Source organism: Anaerotignum sp. MB30-C6 (assembly GCF_030908465.1).
GTDB lineage: Bacteria > Bacillota > Clostridia > Lachnospirales > Anaerotignaceae > Chakrabartyella.
Window position 1 is genome coordinate 1,451,239 of record NZ_CP133078.1, and the last position, 23,529, is coordinate 1,474,767.

At 36.4% G+C, this 23,529-nt stretch carries 30 protein-coding genes and 1 pseudogene; 26 read left to right on the plus strand and 5 right to left on the minus strand.

Translation table 11 applies throughout. The features are described from left to right. Positions 1–137: 137 nt before the first annotated feature. The 5 genes from RBQ60_RS07410 to RBQ60_RS07430 all read left to right on the plus strand — a co-directional run bounded on the left by RBQ60_RS07410 (position 138) and on the right by RBQ60_RS07430 (position 4,914). Positions 138–977 carry a nucleotidyltransferase domain-containing protein gene (locus tag RBQ60_RS07410; protein ID WP_040036558.1) on the plus strand — a complete coding sequence of 280 codons (840 nt, stop codon included), beginning with the start codon at positions 138–140 and terminating at the stop codon, positions 975–977. Next, positions 974–1,615, plus strand: a complete 642-nt coding sequence (locus RBQ60_RS07415) for a Vat family streptogramin A O-acetyltransferase (RefSeq protein WP_307885878.1) — start codon at positions 974–976, stop codon at positions 1,613–1,615. Before RBQ60_RS07410 ends, RBQ60_RS07415 begins: the two co-directional genes overlap by 4 nt. Positions 1,616–1,719: 104 nt before the next feature. Then, positions 1,720–2,598: an AraC family transcriptional regulator gene (locus RBQ60_RS07420; protein WP_039236463.1), complete on the plus strand. Its 879-nt coding sequence runs from the start codon at positions 1,720–1,722 to the stop codon at positions 2,596–2,598. Positions 2,599–3,321: 723 nt separating this feature from the next. After that, complete coding sequence (gene arr, locus RBQ60_RS15520; RefSeq protein ID WP_069955805.1) at positions 3,322–3,735, plus strand: NAD(+)--rifampin ADP-ribosyltransferase; 414 nt, start codon at positions 3,322–3,324, stop codon at positions 3,733–3,735. A 483-nt stretch (positions 3,736–4,218) separates the two neighbouring features. Beyond that, complete coding sequence (locus RBQ60_RS07430) at positions 4,219–4,914, plus strand: hypothetical protein (protein ID WP_307885879.1); 696 nt, start codon at positions 4,219–4,221, stop codon at positions 4,912–4,914. Between the two features lie 53 nt (positions 4,915–4,967). On the opposite strand, the gene RBQ60_RS07435 is transcribed toward RBQ60_RS07430, so the two are convergent. Continuing rightward, entirely contained in the window at positions 4,968–5,192 is a 225-nt protein-coding gene (locus tag RBQ60_RS07435; RefSeq protein ID WP_307885880.1) for a helix-turn-helix domain-containing protein, read from the minus strand. Between the two features lie 264 nt (positions 5,193–5,456). On the opposite strand from RBQ60_RS07435, the gene RBQ60_RS07440 reads away from it, so the two are divergent. The 10 genes and pseudogenes from RBQ60_RS07440 (at position 5,457) to RBQ60_RS07485 (ending at position 12,336) form a co-directional block, all read left to right on the plus strand. Then, positions 5,457–5,582 carry a hypothetical protein gene (locus tag RBQ60_RS07440; RefSeq protein ID WP_307885882.1) on the plus strand — a complete coding sequence of 42 codons (126 nt, stop codon included), beginning with the start codon at positions 5,457–5,459 and terminating at the stop codon, positions 5,580–5,582. Positions 5,583–5,869: 287 nt separating this feature from the next. Next, a pseudogene (locus RBQ60_RS15525) lies at positions 5,870–6,135 on the plus strand (transposase); the annotation flags it as partial. Positions 6,136–6,257: 122 nt separating this feature from the next. Then, on the plus strand, positions 6,258–6,446 hold the full coding sequence (locus RBQ60_RS07450; protein WP_307885883.1) for a ferredoxin: 189 nt from the start codon (positions 6,258–6,260) through the stop codon (positions 6,444–6,446). A 30-nt stretch (positions 6,447–6,476) separates the two neighbouring features. Beyond that, complete coding sequence (locus RBQ60_RS07455) at positions 6,477–6,800, plus strand: cupin domain-containing protein (RefSeq protein WP_442871385.1); 324 nt, start codon at positions 6,477–6,479, stop codon at positions 6,798–6,800. A 59-nt stretch (positions 6,801–6,859) separates the two neighbouring features. Further along, positions 6,860–8,695: a hydroxylamine reductase gene (gene hcp, locus RBQ60_RS07460; protein WP_307885885.1), complete on the plus strand. Its 1,836-nt coding sequence runs from the start codon at positions 6,860–6,862 to the stop codon at positions 8,693–8,695. A gap of 66 nt (positions 8,696–8,761) precedes the next feature. Further along, positions 8,762–9,367: a hypothetical protein gene (locus RBQ60_RS07465; protein ID WP_307885886.1), complete on the plus strand. Its 606-nt coding sequence runs from the start codon at positions 8,762–8,764 to the stop codon at positions 9,365–9,367. Positions 9,368–9,370: 3 nt separating this feature from the next. Beyond that, on the plus strand, positions 9,371–9,928 hold the full coding sequence (locus tag RBQ60_RS07470) for a hemerythrin domain-containing protein (RefSeq protein WP_307885887.1): 558 nt from the start codon (positions 9,371–9,373) through the stop codon (positions 9,926–9,928). A gap of 38 nt (positions 9,929–9,966) precedes the next feature. After that, positions 9,967–10,638 carry a hypothetical protein gene (locus RBQ60_RS07475; RefSeq protein ID WP_307885888.1) on the plus strand — a complete coding sequence of 224 codons (672 nt, stop codon included), beginning with the start codon at positions 9,967–9,969 and terminating at the stop codon, positions 10,636–10,638. Positions 10,639–10,773: 135 nt separating this feature from the next. Then, complete coding sequence (locus RBQ60_RS07480) at positions 10,774–11,439, plus strand: Crp/Fnr family transcriptional regulator (RefSeq protein ID WP_307885889.1); 666 nt, start codon at positions 10,774–10,776, stop codon at positions 11,437–11,439. Between the two features lie 192 nt (positions 11,440–11,631). Continuing rightward, entirely contained in the window at positions 11,632–12,336 is a 705-nt protein-coding gene (locus RBQ60_RS07485; RefSeq protein ID WP_307885890.1) for an MBL fold metallo-hydrolase, read from the plus strand. Positions 12,337–12,410: 74 nt separating this feature from the next. Here RBQ60_RS07485 and RBQ60_RS07490 read toward each other — a convergent pair whose 3' ends face one another. Further along, a complete protein-coding gene (locus RBQ60_RS07490; protein ID WP_242864156.1) occupies positions 12,411–13,076 on the minus strand; it encodes a Crp/Fnr family transcriptional regulator in 666 nt (221 codons plus the stop codon). A 379-nt stretch (positions 13,077–13,455) separates the two neighbouring features. After that, a complete protein-coding gene (locus RBQ60_RS07495; RefSeq protein ID WP_066085398.1) occupies positions 13,456–14,103 on the minus strand; it encodes a Crp/Fnr family transcriptional regulator in 648 nt (215 codons plus the stop codon). 112 nt (positions 14,104–14,215) lie between these two features. Here RBQ60_RS07495 and RBQ60_RS07500 point away from each other — a divergent pair, with 112 nt between their 5' ends. The 11 genes from RBQ60_RS07500 to RBQ60_RS07550 all read left to right on the plus strand — a co-directional run bounded on the left by RBQ60_RS07500 (position 14,216) and on the right by RBQ60_RS07550 (position 21,969). Then, positions 14,216–14,698 carry a permease gene (locus tag RBQ60_RS07500; protein ID WP_066085401.1) on the plus strand — a complete coding sequence of 161 codons (483 nt, stop codon included), beginning with the start codon at positions 14,216–14,218 and terminating at the stop codon, positions 14,696–14,698. Beyond that, positions 14,695–15,408: a permease gene (locus tag RBQ60_RS07505; protein ID WP_066085404.1), complete on the plus strand. Its 714-nt coding sequence runs from the start codon at positions 14,695–14,697 to the stop codon at positions 15,406–15,408. The genes RBQ60_RS07500 and RBQ60_RS07505 overlap by 4 nt, the downstream gene beginning before the upstream one ends. A 142-nt stretch (positions 15,409–15,550) precedes the next feature. Next, positions 15,551–15,865, plus strand: a complete 315-nt coding sequence (locus RBQ60_RS07510; protein WP_066085407.1) for a cupin domain-containing protein — start codon at positions 15,551–15,553, stop codon at positions 15,863–15,865. Positions 15,866–15,899: 34 nt separating this feature from the next. Continuing rightward, positions 15,900–16,061: a rubredoxin gene (rd, locus tag RBQ60_RS07515; RefSeq protein ID WP_066085410.1), complete on the plus strand. Its 162-nt coding sequence runs from the start codon at positions 15,900–15,902 to the stop codon at positions 16,059–16,061. 22 nt (positions 16,062–16,083) lie between these two features. Then, positions 16,084–17,715, plus strand: a complete 1,632-nt coding sequence (hcp, locus tag RBQ60_RS07520; RefSeq protein WP_066085413.1) for a hydroxylamine reductase — start codon at positions 16,084–16,086, stop codon at positions 17,713–17,715. A gap of 408 nt (positions 17,716–18,123) precedes the next feature. Next, positions 18,124–18,852, plus strand: coding sequence for a LytR/AlgR family response regulator transcription factor (locus RBQ60_RS07525; RefSeq protein ID WP_307885892.1), 729 nt, complete (start codon positions 18,124–18,126; stop codon positions 18,850–18,852). Next, positions 18,839–19,774 (plus strand): hypothetical protein, encoded by a 936-nt coding sequence (locus RBQ60_RS07530; protein WP_307885893.1) that lies wholly within the window; start codon positions 18,839–18,841, stop codon positions 19,772–19,774. Before RBQ60_RS07525 ends, RBQ60_RS07530 begins: the two co-directional genes overlap by 14 nt. A gap of 14 nt (positions 19,775–19,788) precedes the next feature. Then, a complete protein-coding gene (locus tag RBQ60_RS07535; protein WP_066085423.1) occupies positions 19,789–20,124 on the plus strand; it encodes a GHKL domain-containing protein in 336 nt (111 codons plus the stop codon). 121 nt (positions 20,125–20,245) lie between these two features. Further along, on the plus strand, positions 20,246–20,392 hold the full coding sequence (locus RBQ60_RS07540) for a cyclic lactone autoinducer peptide (protein ID WP_083531850.1): 147 nt from the start codon (positions 20,246–20,248) through the stop codon (positions 20,390–20,392). A 219-nt stretch (positions 20,393–20,611) separates the two neighbouring features. Next, positions 20,612–21,403, plus strand: coding sequence for a hypothetical protein (locus tag RBQ60_RS07545; protein ID WP_066085426.1), 792 nt, complete (start codon positions 20,612–20,614; stop codon positions 21,401–21,403). A gap of 224 nt (positions 21,404–21,627) precedes the next feature. Continuing rightward, complete coding sequence (locus tag RBQ60_RS07550) at positions 21,628–21,969, plus strand: hypothetical protein (protein ID WP_066085429.1); 342 nt, start codon at positions 21,628–21,630, stop codon at positions 21,967–21,969. A 335-nt stretch (positions 21,970–22,304) separates the two neighbouring features. On the opposite strand, the gene RBQ60_RS07555 is transcribed toward RBQ60_RS07550, so the two are convergent. Continuing rightward, on the minus strand, positions 22,305–23,144 hold the full coding sequence (locus tag RBQ60_RS07555; protein ID WP_331654249.1) for an IS3 family transposase: 840 nt from the start codon (positions 23,142–23,144) through the stop codon (positions 22,305–22,307). Continuing rightward, entirely contained in the window at positions 23,104–23,445 is a 342-nt protein-coding gene (locus tag RBQ60_RS15345; protein WP_066050552.1) for a transposase, read from the minus strand. The genes RBQ60_RS07555 and RBQ60_RS15345 overlap by 41 nt, the downstream gene beginning before the upstream one ends. Positions 23,446–23,529: the final 84 nt, after the last annotated feature.

The following is a 23,529-nucleotide window of genomic DNA, read 5'->3' on the forward strand; positions in this document are numbered from 1 at the left end:
GGGAAAATAAGGCCTTCAAGATGAATTTTGAAGGCCCCCTTTCCATAGAAATATACGTAAAGCATAAGGAACACATGGCAAAAAAGGCGTTTCTCAGCATGGGATATAGCTTTTGATATTGAAAGGAGTGATTCAGTATGATAGATAATATTATTCAATCAGTGACAGAAAAATTATCCTCTTTGCCTTATATAGAAGGCATCGTATTAGGGGGTTCCCGTGCAAGAGGCACCCATACAGAGGATTCTGATATAGATATCGGAATCTATTACAAATCAGAATCATTTGACATTACAGCGATTAATCAAATTGCTACAGAGTTGGATGATGAGAATAGAAATAACCTTGTTGTACCTCCCGGAGCGTGGGGTGATTGGATTAATGGCGGCGGATGGTTAGTTATAAATGGGTATCATGTTGACTTGATTTTACGTGATATAAAACGGGTGGAACAAATAATCAAAGATACGGAGCAAGGAATTGTTACTGCTAATTATCAGACGGGGCATCCCCATGGATATATAAGTGCTATGTATCGAGGAGAATTAGCGATTAGCAAAATACTATATGCTAAGAATGAAAGCTTATGCGAATTAAAAAAGCAGGCAGAACGTTATCCAACCGCTTTGCAGAAAGGATTAACCGAATTTTTTATGTTTGAGGCAGGTTTCTCATTAATGTTTGCTGAGAACAATATAGATAAAGACGATGTATCCTATGTTTGTGGGCATTGCTTTCGAAGCATATCTTCCCTTAATCAAGTCTTATTTGCAGTAAACAAAGAATACTGTATAAATGAAAAAAAGGCTGTTAAGATGATTGAAGATTTTAAGATCAAGCCAAGCGATTACAAGGAAAGGGTCGATAAGGTTATTTCCTTAATATCAACTGATGTAGAGTGTACAAGAAAAGGAATAGAGATTCTTCAAAGACTAGTAAACGAGGTTGAATACCTTAAAGGAGCCGATATTCAATGACGGGGCCAGATAAGAAAAAGCTTTATCCGAATGAAAACATAAAAACAGTTTGTTATATAAGTAATTTGCCAAAACGGCCCAATGTAGAAATTGGAGAATACACCTATTATAGCGATAATAAAAAGTCTCCAGAGAAATTTTATGATAATATAGAGCATCATTACGAATTTCTAGGGGATAAACTTATAATAGGCAAGTTTTGTGCAATTGCAGAGGGTGTTAAGTTTATTATGAATGGTGCAAATCATAGAATGGATGGAATTACAACCTATCCCTTTAATATCTTTGGCAGTGGTTGGGAAAAGGTAACTCCAACAATAGAGCAGTTACCATTCAAGGGTGATACAGTGATTGGAAATGATGTATGGATTGGACAGAATGTTACCATTATGCCGGGTATTAAAATTGGTGATGGTGCGATTATTGCCGCTAACTCAACAGTAGTAAAAAGTGTTGAACCATACACAATATATGGTGGGAATCCAGCTAAATTTGTCAAAAATCGATTTAGTGATGAAAAGGTTGAATTCTTGCTAAAGCTTCAATGGTGGAACTGGAGCGAAGAGGAAATATTTAATAATCTTGAAATGTTAACATCTGAAGAGGGGCTAAAGCAATTAATGAATAAACAAATGTAAACTAAAGGGTTTCCCGAATAAGGTGAGTCGACTACATTGTGCACAGATTGTCGGATGGGTAAATGCATCCTCTGATAATATTGATGATGAAAGGAGGTTGTTTGATGGATTCTTTAAGAAGTATGAATAATGCATTGGCATATATTGAAGAGCACTTAACAGAGGAAATTGATTATAGTGAAGTATCTAAAATCGCTTATTGTTCAGAGTATCATTTCAAGCGGATGTTTTCTTTTTTAGCAGGCATAAGTTTATCAGAATATATTCGGAGAAGAAGACTGACGTTGGCTGCACTTGATCTGAAAGATAGGGATTTGAGAATAATTGATGTAGCCGTCAAATATGGCTATAATTCGGCTGATTCATTTTCCCGTGCTTTTCATTCCCTGCATGGCATTCTCCCTTCTGAGGCAAGGAGTGAGAATACACAATTAAAAGCTTATCCTCGAATGACCTTTCAATTATCAATTAAAGGAGGATGCGAAATGAACTATCGTATTGTTGAGAAAGGACCTTTTAAGTTAGTAGGATTTAAGAAGAGAGTTCCAATTATTTTTAAAGGTGTCAATCCAGAGATTGCAAAAATGACTGAACTTTTAACCACGGATGTTATTAAACAATTAAAAGCAATTTCAAATGTAGAACCAACAGGTATTATTAGTGCTTCCACTAATTTCTCGGAAGGAAGAATGGAAGAAAGAGGAGAACTAGATCATTACATCGGTGTAGCAACTTCAAGTGATGAAACAGCAGAATTTGATGTATTAAAAATTGATGCTAGTACTTGGGCTGTATTTGAATCGATTGGACCATTCCCGGAAACACTTCAAAATGTGTGGGGTAGGATATATTCAGAGTGGTTTCCATCATCAGGATACGAGGCGGTTGAAGGTCCTGAAATTTTATGGAGTGAGAGTCCAGACACTGGGAATCCTAAGTATAGAAGCGAAATTTGGATTCCAGTAAAGAAAAAAGACTATTAATTACATCAATGTTTACGAAAAGGGCGCTCCTATTAAGAGTGCCCTTTTCGTAAACGGTACGATTGGTGAATGTTTGGCGTAGCTAATTTCGGGTTGTGCTAGGCACCCCGAAACAATAAAAGCTTAACTTCACTGATAATATACTCTTCCTCACTTTAATTATAACATATACAAAATTGCAAATATAGACTGTTCGTTCTGAATTTCAACTGCTATACTTCGATAGTATATTAGTGAGATTTGTTGGGGGATTTGGGATAGTGATTATTTTGGTCTGCTTCATTAATCGACGAATTGGCAAAAGGCAAGCCAATGGAGAAGATCTTGAGCAGTTGAAGTTCTGGATATACTCATCATAACATTCAATTAATTTGGAGGTAAGATTAGATGAATAAAAAATTTGATCCAAATAACGTTATTATTAAAATCTGCATGAGTGGGATGGGATTGGAGGACTGTGGAAACAGTGAGGGTGCGATTGCGATGTTTCATAAAGCATGGCACGAAGCAACGGATGACTATGAAAGATTTATCGCAGCTTATCATTTAGCTCGTATACAAGAAAATATTACAGATAAATTAAAATGGATGGAAACATCCTTACAGTGTGCACAAAATATAGATGATGATAACGTTAAGAGTGCTTACTCCACGTTGTATATAAACATTGCCAACTGTTATGAGGAGTTGGGTGATTCTGAACAGGCAACTAGAAATTATGAATTGGCCAAATCATATAATGGTGCACTAACAGATAAAGGCCCATTTTACCATGGGACAAAGGCAGATTTGAAAGTTGGTGATTTTCTGATAGCGGGTGGAAATTCAAATTACAAACCTGGGCTTAAAATGAACCATATTTATTTCACTGCTAATGTCAATGGGGCAGGTCTTGCAGCAGCATTAGCAAAAGGAAAAGGAAGAGAACGCGTTTATATAGTAGAACCTACAGGTGAATTTGAAAACGACCCAAATGTTACTGACAAAAAGTTCCCTGGTAACTTAACGCGTTCTTATCGCTCACAAGAACCTTTAAAAATTATTGGTGAAGAAACAGAGTGGACGAAACCGACAGCTACTAAGCGACGAGAATGGCATGAAAATTTAGCTAAAAACAAAGGCGATATTATTAACTAAACACATTTAATGGTGTGATAGTTGAAGGTCGATATGTTCCCGCCTACCGATAGTGCCAAAAACGTAGTGGATATGTTTCCGAGAACGGATACGCTCAAATGACATTCATTCTGTCCTCTCGAGCCACGTTGAAGCGATAATAATGATGACGTATTGTGGTGATAAGGCTAAAAATGAGGTTTAAACCACAATATGTTGTGGTTTTGGAGCGATTTTGAAGCAGAAAAATAGGCAAAAAAGTGCCGTTTTTGAGCCTCTAAAAACAGCTGAAAATAGATGACATAGGGTATTTCCTCTGATGTCACGATAAAAATCAAATATTGAAGTCAATAAATGGGCAATGGAAGATGCAAGATTATGCATCAATTTCATTGCCCATTTTTTATATAGAACAAAAGTAAAACGGCTAAATTTTAGGTTTCATAACCTTATGGACTTAGCCGTTTTTTTTATGCCAAAAAACAAATGAGAGGAATGAGAACAATGTCAAAAGTTTTTCTGTATGGGACGAAGTTACAGGAGATGGAGCAGCTGATGTTGCTCGTACCAAACTTTGCGCCAAGAATGAAAGGAATGGTTGTTGTGGGAAAGAGAATGCTTAATGAAAATGAGGAATTTAAAAAATGCATCTATTGTGACAATTATACTAAAGGTGGCTGTAAGGAAAATCAATGCGCTCACCTCATGGAACGAGCTACCTTTTGTCAGATAAAATATGGTGCTTTTCTGAAAGACAGTTTCGGAGATTTTCATCATTATTATCTGAACAAAAGAATCAAGCAGTTAATTCGCAGCTTCCGTGGAGATTGGTTTTTGAACCATACACATAAAGGTCGATATGAACAGTTTTGCAGAATGCAAGGGATACCAGTGCAGCAGCCAAATCCATTCTATCTTGCCACACTATATTTGCTGATGGCAAATGATATATTATGGAATAGGATAAAAGACCATGTTTATTTAAACAGCTTTGATTTTCCAAAAGCACACTTGTATGGGATTGATACTGACGGATATGCATTGTTTCAAATGGCAAAAACCATAGCAACCGGAAAGAAAAGTATAGAGATAAACGAAATTGCCGATGAACAGCTCATCGGCAATTCTGCATTTAAGGCTATTGTTAATGCAACTCTAATTGCAAAACACGGAGGCGAGATTTTGACTGTTAGGCAGTAAAAAAGAGTCTGTGAAAGCAGACTTGTCAGTACCCAGTTACTTATCAAAGGTCATCAAATCGGAAATGTCGCAATCCAAAACAAACATATGCGAGTGAGAACATCAATATCCATACGCTCGATATTTCCGTTGTACCATTTATCAGCAACCTCAAATCGAACATTAGCAAGTTTAGATAACTTACTTCTTGTCATATTTTTGCTGTCCATAATTTCCTTTACATGAAAACTGATTTTGCTGTAATCTTTAATCTCAAGAATAGAGCTACTATTGTTCATACTTACTACCTCTCTATGTAACATTACATCTTGACTATAAAATGAGGAAAACAATTATGCAACCCAAATAACAATCTTTTTACTTCGGTGGACATCGCGGTGAAAAACTCCTTCAAAGCAGAGAAAAACTGGAAAGTTTGAAATTAAGAATAAGGGAGGAAATTGATAATGCAATCGAAAAAGAGATTAACACTTTTTACTTCGGAGCTTGCTATGGTTTTGATTTAATGTGTGCAGGCATTGAAGCGGAAAAGAGTTGTAGAAATGTTGAACCCTAAAATCCTAAAACTTATTGCTGTAGTTCCATTTGAAGAACAGGCGAGATATCATCAAGGCTGTTATTATGAGCGAAACCGTTACATGGTGGATCACAGCAGTAGAATGATGTGATACTATGATGGTGATAAAGGCGGTACAGAATATACCGTAAAGTATGCAGAACAAAATAATCTGCAAATCACAAATTTATATGAAACTATAAAGGATATATCGTCTACCACGGGTGTAATCTAGAGATGACACAGATTTTAAATAAAAATCTTGGTTTGAGATTCAACAGCCACAAGAGCTAAAGCTATATATGCCACTAAAAGCGTCCACCTATTACGAAAATGACTATGGTGAATCGTATCAAGTGGATTTTAAAATAGAGTTTTATCCCTCAGAGCTAGTGGACTATGTATCAAATCCGCAATTCCACGAAATTTGTTTATTACAGTATATTAAAAAATTGATGACTAATTTAAACCGTGTATATGCTGCCCCAACGGAAGAAACTGCTTTAATTGAACTGGAGCAATTCCGTGATAAATGGTATCCCGAATATCCTAAAAATTATTAGTCATGGCACAATCATTGGACGACGTTATTCATCTATTTCAAGTATCCAGAAGCTGTAAGAAGGCTTATTTATACCACCAATGCCATTAAAGGATTTAACCGTTTGCAAATTATTTTATTTTTGTTGTTTTAACAACATAAATGTTGTTAAATTCATGATATCATTCTATTAACAAAAAAAATAAAAATATTGATACTAGTGATTCAGTGAAAGGGGATGTTCGTATGAAGTATTTTGTAAATGACAGTTGTATTGGGTGTGGTTTATGTGCCATGTCTTGTCCAGAGGTTTTTGAAATGATTGATTCTGGTGTTGCAATAGCCACAGAAGGAGAAGTCCCTGTAGGAGTGCTGGATACAGCGGCACAGGCGCAGAGTGGCTGCCCTGTGAATGCAATTGAAAATGAAGATTGAGGAGGTTATTGTATGAACTACATTAAAAATATGGAACAGGAAAAAATAATTAATTTAGCCAATGAGGTTTCTGTTCAACAGGGTCAAATTGTTAGTAAAACCCTTGTTCAGAATTCCTATGTTAGCGTTACGCTTTTTGCATTTTCCAAAGGCGAAGAAATCAGCTCACATGATTCCACTGGTGATGCAATGGTTTTGGTGCTGGAAGGTACTGGTCAGTTCACTGTGGATGGCACTGAGTACGTTTTGGGTGCAGGTGAATCTATAATTATGCCAGCAAAGAAGCCTCATGCAGTATTTGCCAAAGAAGCATTCAAAATGCTGCTTACCGTTGTTTTCCCGCCAGTTGCCTGAGGGGGAGCTATTTAGAAAAACTACATTAAAAAAGTATAACATTATTAGGAGGAATTATCATGGAAAATAAAATGTTTTGTTATCAGTGTCAAGAAACTGCTGGGTGTACCGGATGTACCAAAGTAGGTGTATGCGGTAAAAATGCCGATGTTTCTAATATGCAGGATTTGTTAATTTATGTAACGAAGGGTCTGTCAGCAGTTACTACTGCATTACGTGCTCAGGGTGGGGTAGTTTCTTCAGAAATTAACCACCTGATTACATTAAATCTTTTTACGACCATTACCAACGCCAACTTTGATAATGAAGCGATCACAGCACGCATTTGTGCAACCCTCGACACAAAACGTGAACTTCTTCTTCAAGTAAGTGACGCAGAAAAGTTACCAGAGGCAGCAAAATGGGATGGTGATGAATCTACTTTTGAGGCAAAAGCAGCTGTGGTAGGTGTACTTTCCACAGAAAACGAAGATGTTCGCTCATTGCGTGAACTGATTACTTATGGATTGAAAGGACTTTCTGCATACTCTAAGCATGCAAATGTTCTACTTCAAGAAGATGGTGAAGTGGACGCATTTCTCCAGCGTGCTTTGTCTGCGACTTTAGATAATAATCTTTCTGCAGATGATTTGGTGGCGTTGACACTGGAAACGGGAAAATATGGTGTTTCTGGTATGGCTCTGCTGGACAAGGCGAATACACAAACCTACGGCAATCCTGAGATTACTAAGGTAAACATTGGTGTGGGTTCACGCCCTGGTATCCTGGTTTCAGGACATGACCTTCGTGATTTGGAAATGTTGCTCAAGCAGACTGAGGGAACTGGTGTGGACGTATATACCCACTCTGAGATGCTGCCTGCACACTACTATCCTGCATTCAAGAAGTATTCCAATTTCATTGGTAACTATGGCAATGCTTGGTGGAAGCAGAAAGAAGAGTTTGAATCCTTTAATGGCCCTGTTCTTATGACGACCAACTGTATTGTTCCTCCTAAGGATAGCTATAAAGACCGTCTGTATACCACTGGTGCGGCGGGCTTCCCTGGCTGCAAGCATATTTCCGGTGCCATCGGGGAGGAAAAAGATTTCTCCGAAATCATTGACCACGCAAAACGTTGTGTAGCTCCAACGGAAATTGAAACTGGAGAAATCATTGGTGGTTTTGCCCACAACCAGGTTCTGGCTCTTGCCGATCAGGTGGTTGCAGCTGTGAAATCCGGTGCAATTAAAAAGTTTGTGGTTATGGCAGGTTGTGATGGCCGTTCTAAGAGCCGTAATTACTATACTGATTTTGCTAAGGCTCTGCCCAAGGATGCAGTAATCCTTACCGCAGGTTGTGCAAAGTATAAATACAACAAGCTTGATTTAGGTGACATCGGCGGCATTCCTCGCGTATTGGATGCGGGACAGTGCAATGACTCCTACTCCTTGGCTGTAATCGCGCTGAAACTAAAAGAGGTTTTTGGATTGGAGGACATTAACGATTTGCCAATTGTTTATAACATTGCTTGGTATGAGCAAAAAGCCGTGATTGTACTTTTGGCTTTGCTGCATCTGGGTGTGAAAAATATTCATTTAGGGCCAACACTCCCTGCTTTCCTTAGCCCGAATGTTGCAAAGGTACTGGTAGAGAATTTCGGTATTGCTGGCATTGGAACCGTTGAGGACGACTTAAAGCTGTTTTTTGATGAAGCTGCCGCTGTTAGTGGCGATATGATAATGGGCGATATTTTGCGCAAATATCCTGAAACTGCTCCCGCGCTGATGGAGTGTGGAATGCATTGTCTGGGTTGCCCTTCGTCTCAGATGGAGACTTTGGCAGATGCATGTATGGTTCATGGGTTAAATGTGAATGATGTTCTAAAAGCTGTAAATGATAAGGTGAATTGTTAATAAAAAGATTAAGGTCATGGGATACTGAGTTGTTCCATGACCACATTTTTAGAAAGGGATGAGCGTATGAGTGCGTTTTTAGGGCCAATTCATTACTGGCTTTATCGTAAAATTCAGTTGCAGGAGAGTTTGACCGAAGCAATGCTGTCTACGATTTCGTCTAAGGAAGACCTTATTGCCTTGGAAAATAAGTTGAATACCGTATATGGAATTGTTGAACGACGCCCATTGGAACAAGTCATAGATAACGGAAATATCCATGGTTGGCTGCAAGGGCAAATAGGCATTGCAGAGAAACGCTTTGCCGCAGCAGTGACAGAAATTTTGATGAATGCTCCTACAAAAATTGAAAAGCTAAAGCAGGTGGCATATCAGCTGGGATTGCAAAATCCCTTGCCTACTTCTAGTGATGCCCAAGGAGTATACCGTGCATTAAATGATGTACTATTGGAGGGTATGCCCTGTGATCATGTCAATGAAATTTTGGAACAGAGCTCAGAACATGTTCTTTGGCACCAGACGGTGGATTTGCATTTGCCTTTTTGGGATGCAGTAGGCGGAAAGATTGAAAACTATTATTTATTACGAGGTGCCTTTATTTTAGGAAGTCTTTCAGGCAGTGGTTTTTCTTTTCAGCAAATAGACAAGCAGTTTCTCATTCAGGAGGTATGAAAAATGAATTCTATTGATTTAATGGTACAGGAGCATAAAAATATTCTTTCCCTTGTAACGGTAATCCATAATGCGTGTTGTCGTATATTGGAGGGTGATCCTGTGGAAGTAAATGATTTTCGGAATATGATTACCTTCGCACGAACCTATGCGGATCAACATCATCATGGAAAAGAGGAGCAGATTTTGTTCAGAGAGATGATGGGTAGGCTGGGTCCCGCTGCCGTGAAGCTGATTCAAAACGGCATGTTGGTTGAGCATGATATGGGGAGGTTTCATTTAGGGGAGCTTGAAAGCGCATTAGGGCGTTATGAGTCTGCCCCAAATACTCCAGATAAGCTGGAAATTCTGGTGAATGCAGGTGCATGGGCGAACCTGTTACAACGTCATATAGACAAAGAGGATAACGTAGTCTATACCTTTGCAGGACGCAGCTTTACTGATGATGTCTTGCAAAGTATAAACAATGAGGTGGAGCTTTTTGAAAGACAAGCGGAAGAGAAGGGGATTCAGGAAACCGCTTTGGCATTACTGAAGCAGCTTACGGAAAAATATTGCTAATTTAAAGAAAGAAGGGACAATAATATGGGTTTTGAACAATGGAAGGACCAAATTTCAATTTTGAACGCATTGATGTTCGCCACTTACAAGGAAACTTTTTTCCCGGATTGCAAAAACGTGCTGCCGGCTTGAGCAAAGGTTCTGGGTTAACAATTATTCAAACTTTTGAGCCACTACCTCTTTATGCACCGATGGAAGCTCTTGGGTTTGAACATTTTGCGCAACAAGTGGGGGAAGATGAGTTTCATATTTATTTATACCGTGTGCAGGAGACGGAGATGTCTGAAACGGCTCCCTTTCGCCCCTTGGCTTTGCTGAACTATCCCATGATTGATGAAAGGTTGGGCCAAATAGCTGTGGACTTTTGGGATCTTACATGGAATGACCAAAAGCGAACGTTGCCTTACGAGATGCGGCTACTGCTTTCTCTGACAAATGCTGTGGGCGGGGGGCGAATGCGTCAGGCAACAAGAGAATTGGTAAAGGCATATATCCATGGGCTTGACTCTGCTGCGTTGGATGATGTCTTTGAACTTCTGGCATGGAATCAGGGAATTGGTTATTTTAGTTCGGAAATCGGACCGTCACAGCTATTTCAAGCATATAAGCTAATCAAGACTCGTGAGAAATCAGGAAAGCAGTGCAGGGAAATTGAACAGGAATTGATGGAGAAGTTTGGGGAAAAGAATCCCGAGGTTAAGGTACAGTAACGCCCATTTTTTTCACTAAAAAATATTCTAGAAATATAGCTGAAAATCAACGCTATTGATCGACTTGCTCCTCTGCTCATAGTATCATAGCCTTAGCAAATGAAAAATGTTGTAATATGAAATGGTGGGAAAAAGATGGATGCTCTTTTTTTATCAAATACAAGTTTGTTTCGTGGAATTACACCAGAAGAAGTGACTTCTATGTTGGGCTGCCTGTTGGCGGAAGAAAAATGCTACCAAAAAGATGAAGTGATTTACCGTGCAGGTGATACTGTCCCTAAAATTGGGATAGTAATAACTGGTAGTGTTTCTATTGAGCACGATGATCTCTGGGGAAATAAAAGTGTTTTAGATAAAATCGGACATGGCCAAGTATTTGCGGAAACCTATGCCTGTGCGCCGGGAGAACCCTTGATGGTTAGTGCTGTGGCTGCTGAAAGCACAGTGGTTTTATTTCTGAATGTAGCCAAAACATTACAACCGTGTTCATCCGCCTGCGGACACCATGGAAAGTTAATTCGTAACCTGTTGACAATTTCGGCTCAGAAGAATTTAACTTTATCCCGTCGTATTTTTCATACTTCAGCAAAGTCTATTCGCGGGCGGTTACTTTCTTATCTTTCTTTCCAGGCCACTCGTGAGGGTAGACGTGAATTTGACATCCCTTTTAATCGGCAGCAGTTAGCCGATTACTTAAGCGTAGACCGCAGTGCGCTTTCGAATGAATTAGGGAAAATGCAACGAGAAGGGCTGATAACGGTTCATAGAAACCACTTTTGTATTAAATCCGACCTGGAGTGAAATTTATTATGTTGGTCATACAAGGAAAAGCCAGTTACGCTTGCAAAAAAATGAAGTGGTGGGACAAACAATAATGTTTCCACCTTTTTTTAATTCAATGTTGCGCACGCAACATTATAAAGAGAAGCTTATGTTAAACTATAACTATCACTAACATAACTAAATCAATCATGAATAAAAGGAGGAAGATTTATGTATTATTCAATTTCAGATATGTGTACAGTTCTCGGAAAGGTTATCCAAAAGCCGGATCGTAGTTTTTCATTTTTGGCGTATCTCCTGAGGGGAGAAAAAAATGTGCTTATTGATACTGTTCCTGAAAAAGCTGGAGAGGTGTTCATGACTGAATTAAAACAATTAGTTCCTCTTAGCCAGTTGGATGCCATCATCCTTAATCATTCCGAGGAGGATCATAGTGGAGCCCTTGGACTATTGCTGGCTGCTAGGGCAGATATTCCAATTTACTGCACAGCAGCTTGCAAACAACGCTTGGTTTCCCGTTATCCAAATGCAAATTTTATAGAAGTGGCAAATTTATCTACGTTGAAAATTGGAACATTTGAGTTCTGTTTTACCCATACGCCAGGATTACATTGGGATGATAATATGGTCACTTATTTTGAAAATGAGCAAATTTTGTTTTCTAATGATTTGTTTGGACAATATTTGGGATGTGAACCGCCCTTGGATAAAGACTATACCAATGATAGTGTTTTACAAGGAGCGAAGACATATTTCGACAAAGTGTTTGCACAGGCAACTCCCAATGAAAAACGCGCTGTTTTGGGCTTGGCAGACTTGAATTTGAAATGTATCGCACCTGGGCATGGCGTAATTTTGACAGGAAAATTGGATGAAGTTTTTGCTCTTTATGAAACAGAATGCGCTGCGTATTAATTGGTCATATCAGAAAGCGTAATGGGTGAATCCGTTGCAAAGACCAGTAGTTAAATTTGGGGATGCTTACTGTTTCATTTTAAGAGATGGAATGTATTCTTTTCGAAGTCCAGCAAACCCTCGGAGCGCATTTGCGATAATTCACGGGTTAATGCGCTGCGATCTGCACATAGATAAGCTGCCATCTCAAGACGTCCCAAAGGAACATCAAAATATGAACATCCCTGCTGTTGGGACTGAATGGAAAGATAAGTCAAAATTTTTTCGCGCAAAGTTTTTTTAGAGGTTACTTCGATTTTTTCTATCAGTTGAACATTCTTATTGCTAATAAGACCTACCATATTTTCGATTAGCCGATGATGAAAGGTGCAGGACATGCTGCAAGAATGCAAGACTTTGTTATAAGGAAGAAATAAAATCAAACAGTCAGTGCTTACAGCAAAAGTAACTTTAGAGTCGGAACGGTTTCCGCAGGCAAAAGTTTCTCCAAATACTTCTCCTGTTTTCATGGAAACGATAAGGGTTTGGGTGCCCCAAATGTCCTCTTTAATCATATTAACAGCTCCACTTAAAATGACACCAACAGATTTTATTGATTCACCTGCAAGAAAAATAAGTTCTCCCTTTTTGTAGGAACGTAAATAGCTTCCCAGACAAGTAAGCACAGAATTAATTTCGGTCTCTTTGATTCCCTCGAATAACGGCATTTTCTGAAGCTGTTTGAGATAAACGTCATGCACTTAGAGCACCTCCTTGAAAGGAGTATAAATCAAATTTTTATATGTTGCAAGCGCAACATATAGGTGTTTATTTAGCGAGATGAGAAATAGTGCCCCAAAGTGCTGTCGCAGAGGTTCCTGTATGTGGACATTTTATGATATGGATGGAAACCACCATTGTGCTATGAAGGAGACATACGTTTTTGATGTCCTGATGTAGATACTATTAATGTTTTTAAAATAGGAATGGTTGTTGAAAGTGAATTGTCGTAAGCTAGTTTTTATGGTAAGTTGACAATAGATTATGACGCCAGATTAGATACTTTAATTTTGAAATTAACTTTAACATATTTAAAAAAGGAATCAATCAGCGGTTTTCCTTGCTGTATGATTCCTTTTTTCAGTATTCTTTTTTTATTGTGATTGTATGGTTATTAATTTCAATAATATCTTCCTCTTTTAATTTTTTAAGCTCTCTAAACAGAGAAGGTCTTTGTACGCCAAAATAATCTGCCAGTTGTCTTTTACTCATTGGAAGTAAAATTACCGAAGATTTCTGTATGATAGCTTGCTGTTTAAAATAATCCATAATATTTTCTCGAAGCGTTCTTTGCGTAAACATTGCTATCTTTTGATTAATTCCTTGGGAATTTTGAGAAATTGACTTTATATAATGCAATGTAAAGTTGTAGTCGTGCAAAAATTCTAAAACAGCATTTATGTCAACGTGGATCATTTGACAATCTGTAAGACAATAGATATTAAGAGGATAACTGTGGTTTTCGCCAAATAATAAGTTGGCTCCTATTACACTTCCCTGACTAAATTGAAACATGGTGGTTGCTGACCCGTTCGTTGATAAAGAATAAGCAACTAAACTTCCTGACAAAACAATATCTAATGTTGAGCAAGTTTCATTTGCATTATGAACAGTTACACCTTTCATATAGCATTTTTGATAAATATGATTACCTGCCATTCGTTTTTCTAAATCAGATTCCTTTACTGATGAAAATAATGAAATGTTTCGTAAAATGTCAATATTCATATGAATCAAATCCTCCATTCAAAAACATTATATCAAAAAGAAACATCGGTGTCTATTTGAGGATGATAAACTACTTTATAATTGTGATATCAAAAAAGAATGGGGGAGTTGTATGGATATTTTTACAGCAGCAATGTGGATAGGAACAACCGTATTTCTTTTGTTTTCCTTAAAAAAGGATAAATCCAAGACATTGAAAGCACTTAAAATGGCATTTAGTATGGGTAAGGGGATGTTGGGAAGCATATTATCAATTATTTTTTTAATCGGTTTGATTCTAACAATATTACCGCCAGAGAATATTGCCAAATTTGTAGGAAGTCAATCCTTGTTCATAGCAACGGTGGGGGCGGCGGCATTTGGAACAATTACACTGATTCCTGCCTTTATTGCTTTTCCCCTTGTCGGCACACTGGTTGACGCTGGGGTTAGTATTGTTCCTTCTGTAGCATTTCTAACTACACTTACTATGGTAGGGGTTGTAACATTTCCACTTGAAAAGCGTGAATTTGGGTTTAAATTTACTGCCACGAGAAATGGATTAAGCTTTTTATTTGCCATAATTATTGCTATGGTAATGGGGGTGATTGTATGAAAATCTTAAAAAAAGTAAAAGAGAATAGCTTCTGCATAGTGATTGCAGTTGCCTATATCCTGATGTTTGTCCTTAAACCAGATATGGGTGTTACATCAATGAAAAACAGTGCCTATTACATTAAAGAAATGCTTATGATAATGCCGGTGATTTTTGTTCTAACTGCACTTTTGGATACATGGATTGCAAAGGAAAAAATCACAAAATACTTAGGAAAAGAATCCAAAGTTAATGGTATTATATTGTCGTTTGTTTTAGGCAGCATATCTGCGGGACCCATATATGCAGCATTTCCTATGTGTGTCATGCTTCACAAAAAGGGGGCTTCTGTACGAAATTTGGTTATAATTTTAAGCTCGTGGGCAGTAATAAAGGTTCCAATGCTTTTAAACGAAGTGAAATTTTTGGGTATGAAGTTTATGGCAATTCGTTGGGTATTAACCGTAATTGCGATAGTGGTATTTTCGTGGGTTACTGCAAAAATTGTGAAGGACGAAGATATCGTACAGAAAGAAGAAAAAACAAATGGACTTACATTAAACAAGGAATTTTGCATGGGATGTACAATGTGCAGCAGAAATTACCCTGAGATTTTTGGTATGCAAGGTAAAAAAGCATATGTAAAATCTTTTGACTTTGAAATAGACAGAGAGAGGCTTAGCCAAACAATAATGGCTTGTCCCGTTCAAGCCATTCATTATAACGAATAAAGAAATTGTTGGAAAATGATATACATTTGTCAAAATTTGTTGTATAATTTAACAATTAGATGCTTAAACATTATGGAACTAATGAATAAGCATCTATATAATTACAATTTAAAACTATAAATAATGAACAGGAGGTATAAAAATGATCGAGCAAATTTATGAAATGTCAACGGGAGATGAGAAAGCGGTTGAAAAAGTAATTCAGGATGAAAATATTCATTATATTCACATGGTCTTTCATAAAGATCAAGGGCTCCCTGAACATTTTTCGAATTCGAACGTTTATATGACTGTGGTAAGGGGAACCTTATCTATTGGACTAAATGATCAAGATGTTCATCAGTATAATAAAGGAACTCTTTTAAAGATTCCTGTTAGCACAAAAATGAATGTAAAAAATTTATCTGAAAAAGTATTAGAGCTAATTGTTGTAAAAGCACCGGCACCCTTGAAATAGTTAAAAAGTCACAAACATTCAAAGGAGGAACGAAATGTTAAAATATATATGTGTTCCATGCGGATATATCTATGACCCACAAATAGGCGATCCTGATAGTGGTATAGCTCCAGGGACTGCTTTTGAAAATATTCCTAATGATTGGGTTTGTCCAATTTGTTTTGTGGGTAAAGATGAGTTTGAACCGGTAAAATAATAATACAAAGGAGGGAACAATTATGAGTATGTTTTGTTACCAATGTCAAGAAACTGCAAAAGGTACGGGCTGTGAAGTAAGAGGTGTATGTGGCAAAAACGAGGAAGTTGCAAAATTGCAAGACTTATTGATTTATGTTACAAAAGGGATTTCTGAGGTGGTTGTGAAAGGCAAGCTGGATGTAAAATCCATAAGTGAAGTAAATCATGAAGTTTTAAAAAGCCTTTTTATTACCATTACAAATGCTAATTTTGATGGTGATGCAATCGAAGTTCAAATCAATAAGATGATTGGACTTAGAAATGAGTTGAAAAAACAGGTACATGGTGTTACCTTCGGTGATGCGGCCGCATTTGAAGTGAGTGATAGACCATCTATGTTGGAAAAGGCATCAAAGGTAGGTGTACTTTCAACCGAAAATGAAGATGTTCGTTCTCTTAGAGAAATGATTATTTACGGTTTAAAAGGTATGGCGGCATATACTCATCATGCCCTTAATATCGGCAAAGAGGATATTGATATCAATGCATTTATTTATGAAGCACTTGACGCTACCCTCAATGATTCGCTGTCGGCAGATGATCTTGTGGCATTAACATTAAAGACAGGCGAGTTTGGTGTTAAGGCCATGGCACTATTAGATGAAGCAAATACTTCTAAGTATGGAAATCCTGAAATCACCAGTGTTAATATTGGTGTTAGAAATAACCCTGGTATATTAATTTCAGGGCATGACCTTACTGATTTAGAGCAACTAATGGAACAAACAAAAGACACGGGCGTTGATGTTTATACTCATGGTGAAATGCTTCCAGCACATTACTATCCTTTCTTCAAAAAGTATGACAATTTCGCCGGAAATTACGGCGGTTCCTGGTGGCAGCAAGTTACCGAATTTGAACCCTTTAATGGTCCGATTCTGTTTACTACAAACTGTATTGTACCTCCAAGAAGTGAGGAAATCAGAAAAAGAATCTTTACTTCTGGTGCATCGGGTTATCCTGAATGTCCTCACATCACAGCTGATGAAAATGGTAAAAAGGATTTTTCTGAAATCATTGCCATGGCAAAGCAGTGTAAGCCTCCTGTAGAAATTGAATCAGGCAGTATTGTTGGCGGCTTTGCACATAATCAAGTTTTTGCTCTTGCAGACAAAGTGGTGGATGCAGTAAAATCCGGAGCAATTAAAAAGTTCTTTGTTATGGCAGGCTGTGATGGCAGAATGAAATCCCGTGAGTATTACACTGAGTTTGCGAAAAAACTCCCTAAGGATACAGTTATTCTTACTGCGGGATGTGCAAAGTTCCGTTATAATAAACTTGAGCTAGGAGATATTGGTGGTATTCCAAGAGTTCTTGATGCTGGGCAATGTAATGACTCTTATTCTCTTGTAGTAATCGCACTGAAGCTAAAAGAAATATTTGAACTTGAGGATGTTAACGACCTGCCGATTGCATATAATATTGCTTGGTATGAGCAAAAAGCCGTAATTGTATTACTTGCATTGCTTTATTTAGGTGTTAAAAATATTCACCTTGGTCCTTCGTTGCCGGGATTTTTATCTCCTAACGTTGCAAAGGTTCTTGTTGAGAAGTTTGGCATCGCAGGTATTGGACAAGTTGAAGATGATATTAAGTTGTTTATGGGCGAATAATTCGTAATGATATTTTAAATTAAAAGCAAAGATTCTGACTAGCATTTGGAATCTTTGCTTTTTTATATTTGCAATATAATTTTTTTGTTAGCCATTTCCAAGAACGCTTTAGACGACACTGAAAATGGAAACATTCAAAAAACCTTTCGCAAAACTTTTCATGTTCCCAGTACATTCTTTGGAGGCGATGAGCAAAATTAAAAAATATGATTTTGATTATAAGTTAAGATAAATTTACTTAAACAAGACTTCTGATAAAATCGTCAAATTATTCTTGTCAAACCTTAGAACCTATATTAGTAACATTAAAAAATTAAGGGCATTTTAGAAAATTATTATTCATTAAATAGCAAATAAATCATTATATGTTATACTAAAAATAATTATGAATCGGGGGGAGAGGCTTGTATGTTACGAATTGCGATATGTGATGATGACCAATTTATTTGCTCAGAAATCGAAAAAATGATATTATCCTATAAAAAAGAATTTTACATTAAAGTGGAAATTGATGTTTTTTTCTCAGGAGAACGATTGATACATTTTATACAAAATGAACATTCATATGACTTGATTTTCTTAGATATTGAACTTGGTACTATAACTGGTGTAGATGTTGGAAGACAAATTCGAAATGGATTTGATGATCATTTGAGTAAAATTGTTTTTATATCTGCAAAAACAGGTTATGAAATGGAGCTTTTTGATGTGCAACCAATGAACTTCTTGAAAAAACCTATTGATAAGGAAAAATTACTTGGGTGCCTAAAACTTGCTGCAAAAATTATAGAAAAAGAGAATAAGTATTTTGAATATCAAACACAACAGACAATAAATAAAGTGAACTTCCAGGATATTTTGTATCTTGAAAGTAAATTAAAAAAAGTAAAAATTGTTACGGTACAGGGAAATGACTTTTTTAATGGTAGCTTAGAAAAAACAATTCAGTTATTGCCCCCAATTTTTGTTCGTTCACATGGTTCATTCGTTGTCAATTTTAATCATATTGAAAAAATATCCAAAGATGAGATAGTTATGACGAATGGACAGGCTATTCCGGTTAGTAGAAGATATTTTAAAAGATTACAGGAAGTACAGTTAGAGATTGCAAAGGAGATTAAAAATGCCAATTTATGAGGCTATTTGTATGTTAACCTTACCTTTCCATGTTATAGCTATTTACTTATTGTGTAATGCATTTATGCCGAAAAAAAGATATAGCGGAAAAGTGGAGGTAATTTCATATATAAGTTATGCGACATGTGTATCTATTATTTTTTTATTAATTAGGATACCAATTGTAGTATTGCTTGCAAATATTATACTTATTTTTCTTATTTCATTTAATTATTCATATCCGAGTATTACTCGTTTTTTAAATACAGTTATCGTTTACATTATTTTAATGATAGCTGAAATTATTCCGTTGGGAATGGTAGGATTTTTTCATATAAATCCATTTCAAGGCACCCAATTTGATTCTATCGTTGGTATTATTTTGGTTAGGATCGTAACCTTTGTGATGGCTATTAGTGTTTACCGTTTTATGAAGCGTAGGAAAAAAGAGTACCGTATACCAAAGCTATATTATGTTATACACATATTTATTTTGTTAGGGACATTATATTTGTTTGTGGTGTCATTGAACGCAGAAAACCTGACCTTGTTGCAAATGATAATGAGCAGTGTGATTTTGATGTTAGTGAATGGACTTATACTTTATACAGATGAGAAGTTATACTGTGCTATGGTGGTTTATACACAGGAAAATACTTTACACCTGCAAGCACTTGCATATGAAAAGCAAAATGAAACGATGAGACAATCCCTTTCTATCATTCGCTCTTTGAAACATGATATGAAAAATCATCTGATTACTTTGCAAGCTATGTATGAAAATCAGTCCTTAGAAGGGGTACATTCATATATTTCAAAAATGATGGAAGAAATGGAGGGTACAACAAATACCTTGGATTCGGGAAATTTTGTAGTGGATAGTATTGTAAATTTTAAGCTGCAAGAAATGAGAATGCTAGATGTAATATTCAGCTCAATGTAAAAATTCCGTCTGAAATGAATATTTTATCCTATGATCTTACGATTGTGTTAGGTAACTTGCTAGATAATGCATTGACTGCGTTAAAACAAGTCCCTTCCAAACAGCAGAAGGATTTTCTTTTGCATATGCAATATAATAAAGGCAGCTTGATTATTTTTATGGATAATACATATTCTCATCCATTGTATATAGAAGATGAGACCTATAAAACAACAAAACCGGAAAAATCAAAGCACGGATTGGGTATTTCAAATGTTAAAAATGTAATTTCAAAGTATGATGGAAAGCTGGAGATAGAACATACAGATTCAAAATTTTCTGTATCTGCACTAATTCCATTTGTAAAATAATTCCACTTATTCCCTTAAAACGACCACATATTCCTTTTTCTGGCACGAATTTATAAGTGTTGTATACTTAGTCGTATCAAAGGAATGGGGTTAGTCGTATTGAAGGAAAGGGGGTGGCATTATGAAGAAAGCGTTATTATATAAATGGAGTAGTGTTCTTACAGCATTTGCAGTTTTAATTACAACATGGAGTGCAAATACAGCATGTACCTTTGTGACACATCAACCAAAGTTACCAGAAGCAGCAAAAAAATTACGTAAATTCTAATGTTTAAGAAGTAATAGAAAAAAAGGTTTTAGTTTAAAAAGAAAGAACTTTTAAACGATATTTAAGCAAGGAAGATTTAAAAAAGGTTATTTTTATTATGCCTTGTATTATCATGTGTTTCGGGTTCTCAACTTAACTCTGTGATGAATCCTTTTATGTTGAGACTGAAAGAGGTAAGTGTAAAATAATAACTAAAATCAACTTGAAAGGTGGAAAGATATGAAAAAAATTTTAGGGTTGTTTATGGCTTTTATTCTGACAGTGTCTAGCTTGGTCGCTGTTTATGCAAATGACTCAGTAAATCCTAGTGAAATTAATGATCCGAATCTTCAGATTTTGCTAAAATCTGGAGCTTATTCAGTTATTGAATTACAGCAGCGTTCCTTAGATAAAAATACAATTATTTTAGAACGATACGATGGAACCAGGGCAGTTATTATGAAAGAATCAACTGCCAAAGGAACGAATTATCATTTTAGCGAAGATTCCAAAGAATCGAGTATGTTTATTAATAATGAAGGTGTTATTTTTGTTAGCGGAGAAAAAATAGAAGTGACTACATCAGATGTAGATAGAATATCTAAGAATCAACTAAGATCTACTAGTGAAAATTGGATTACGAGCTTAACGCGATTTGATCCAGGTCCATATAGAGACTATTATACAACGCAGCAAATTAACATTCCGTTAAATCGAGAAATTGGCTCTTTTGCGCTAAGTCAGTTATTGATTCTTTGTGGTGGAGCGGTACCATCCTTGGCGGCGCTTGATGAATATCTTGGCAACCTACAGGATCTTGTTTCTTACTTAGAAGAACTTCAACTTTACACACCAGACACAACACGACTTTATGTGGAAGATGAATATTATATAAGTGAGAATGCATCAACATCAGGAAGACCTTTGATTTACTATTACAAAATTTATCAGACATATTACACAGACTCCTCTTTCTCAACACCATCTGGCTTTAGCGAGATTATTTATGCGAAACAATTGTTATATGTTTAATAAGTTTTTGCTTCAACCCATAGAAGAAGTTGGTGAATTATTAGAACACTACCTTGTTTTAATGTTAGCACAAAAATGTTTGAATATAAATAATATAATCTCTTGTGAAGTTAGTGACTAATTTTACAAGGTTTATAACAATTGCCTTGTGGGCTACTGTTAAATAGTGGGCTGCAAGGCATATATATTTTGGAAGTAACTTACAGGAACAAGGAGGGAAGAATATGAAAAATGTACCAATGTTTTTACGTCTAGGCTATGGATCAACCTCAGAGATATCGAATTTAGACCCAACAGTTAAACTCAGCTTAGTTCTTTTTGCAGTTGCGGCTATGGTTATTGTTTTTTTTGTGGAATTTTTACGTAGGAAAGCAAATAATGATACCAGTCCGGATTTTTTTGGCGCAGTTAGTGCTAGGGAGACTATGGTTTTTTTAATTGGATTTGCAATTGTTTTCTCTTTGTTCCGTTTTTTAAATAATTACTTCATTTCTGTTTTTCCATCAGTACCATTGGGTCTGGTAGCTGGCGCATTATCTTTAAAAATTTATAAAAAATTTAAATAATATCGGAATTGAATGTAAGCCCCCAGATTGTACAAGATAAAGAATCATTCCTTTTTATGAGTAATATTTAGATTTGATATGCTCTCCTCAAACTGGAAGTACTCTCTTTAAACCAGAAGTGGTGCATCTATACATATCCGTCAGATGAGATGAATAATGTTATATTTTTTCAATTATAATAATGGGGCTAATGGATTCACCAAAGCTGGGTGCTATTGGTATAGTGGTTCCTTTGTCAAGGCAGCCTAAAGTAAATTCTTAATGAACCATTTTTTACCAGTGATTGTTTGTCAGAAGGAATATACATATTTGTAGGTATGACAAATAATCCTCCATTAAGATGCTACTTTTACCCCATGATAAATTTCATATGGTGTTTTGTAACCATGTGTTGAATGAGGATGTTCTTCATTATAGGATTTCATAAACTTATTAATACCAGCCCGTAGCTCTCTAGGGGTTTGGTAATGATAAATATAAATATCATCATATTTAAGTGTTCTAAAGAATCTTTCAACAATGATATTATCTGCCCATCGCCCTTTACCATCCATACTGATTTTGATGCTGTGATGCTTTAAGAGATTAGTATATTCAGGGCTAGTAAACTGACTGCCCTGATCACTATTAATAATTTCAGGTACTCCATATATGGCAATAGCCTTTTTAACACAAGCTATTACCGATTCAACTTGTAATGTGTCCGAAAGCTCATAACCTACTATGTAACGAGAATGCCAGTCAATAATAGCAGTAAGATACATAAAGCTTCTGCCAAGGGGAATGTATGTGATATCAATAGACCATACTTGATTAGGCCTATCAATAGTAAGATTACGCAGTAGATAAGGGTAAACCTTATGCTGCTTATTAGGCATTGAAAGGTTTGGTTTTGGATAGATGGCATAGATTCTCATTTCTTGCATGTAACGTCTCACAAGCTTTCTTCCTACGAAATAGCCTTGCTCTATAAGATGTGCAGATATTCTCCTAGTTCCCCATGCTGGATGATCCATATGAATACGATCAATAAGATGCTTAATTTTTATTTCACATACAGTAGGGGCTTGTTCTTGGTAGTAAATACTACTACGATTAAGCTCAAGGAGTTTACACTGTCTACTGATAGACAGTTTAGGATCGTCCTTTGTAACCAGTTCTTTCTTCCCAGCCATGTCCAAGAGCTTGATCAGATTTTTTTTTGAGCCAGTTCACATCTACCGTAAGCTGGCCAATTGTATTATAAAGTTGATCGATTTTCTTTTCGTAGTCAATACGTTCTTGTTCAAAAGAAGCTTCTTTTTTATTATCAAAGGCACTTGATGCATTAGCTAAAAATTCTTTCTTCCAGTTACGAAGAACATTTGGAGCAATCTCATGCTCAGCAGCTATTTGATTCAGCTCCTTTTCTTCACGAAGAAGCTCTAGTACAACTTGTATTTTGAATTCTGGTGTAAAACTACGTCTTTTTTTCATGTGAATACCGTCCTTTTTTAGATGTATTTATTATAACAGAATTCACTAAGAAATTTGAAGTAACCTGTCTAGATTACAGGTACC